We start from the raw sequence: 485 nt of genomic DNA, 5'->3' as shown, positions 1-485 counted from the left end.
TAGTGATCCGCAATGATATTTTTATATCTATGCCACTCTTCATCCCATTTTTGAATAGGCCACTGTAAACGCTCGCGCAATAACTCTGTCCATGGCTGAATCAAATGAATCGCGCCTTCCGGATACAACATCCCTATCCGTACACGTCTCAAAAGAAGATCATCTAAATGCTCAACGGCTTCGTTCTCACACGCCCAAAATAATTCTTGGAGGCAAACTTCAGTGTTGCCTAACAGCGTTAAATCATCAATATCCGCTTGCTCCACAAGCTGATTAGCAATATCACCGTAACGGCCAACGAGCCTCTGACGGCGTTGCTTCGATAGTTTATGGTCGCCAATCAACACAGATTCATCGGACTCACTAAAATCTGAAGGCGCATCTAACTCCGATATGGAAAGGTTGTTTTGTAAATAAGGTTGAGCTGCACGCAATACTTCGAGCGCTAACAAGCGAAATGTCGTGAGTTTGCCGCCGGCGATACT

1 protein-coding gene is annotated in these 485 nt (G+C 44.9%); it reads right to left on the bottom strand.

All coding sequences use genetic code 11. The features are described 5' to 3' along the window. On the bottom strand, nt 1-485 hold a 485-nt coding region (locus tag A3739_RS08840), incomplete at both ends, for a glycerol-3-phosphate dehydrogenase C-terminal domain-containing protein (protein ID WP_304440270.1).

The sequence above is a fragment of the Oleiphilus sp. HI0067 genome (assembly GCF_001635735.1).
This window is presented reverse-complemented; position numbering and strand designations above follow the sequence as displayed.